Annotated in this window: 1 protein-coding gene; it reads left to right on the forward strand. The window is 48.7% G+C overall.

Features of this window, described 5'->3' with window-relative positions; genetic code table 11:
* The coding region (locus KVT27_RS25190; RefSeq protein WP_217582231.1) for a sensor histidine kinase at nucleotides 1-261 on the forward strand (261 nt) is incomplete at both ends.

A 261-nucleotide genomic window follows, 5' to 3' on the forward strand; every position in this document is an offset into this window, starting at 1 on the left:
GGCAATTTGCTGCGAATCGGCATGGAGAACAGGGAGGAGATCACGCTTCGGCAGGAGCTGGAGCATCTCAAAAGCTATCTCGAAATTCAGGAATTTCGGTTCGAAGATCAATTTCGGTATGAAATTGGAGCGGATGAAAGCGTAATGCCTTTCAACATCCTCAAGCTGACGCTGCAGCCATTGGTAGAAAATGCAGTGCAGCACGGCTTCGAGCCGATTGATTACATGGGAATCATCTCGATTAAAGTGGCCGACGAAGGA

The organism is Lysinibacillus sp. GbtcB16, assembly GCF_019091145.1.
Taxonomy (GTDB): Bacteria; Bacillota; Bacilli; order Bacillales_A; family Planococcaceae; genus Lysinibacillus; species Lysinibacillus fusiformis.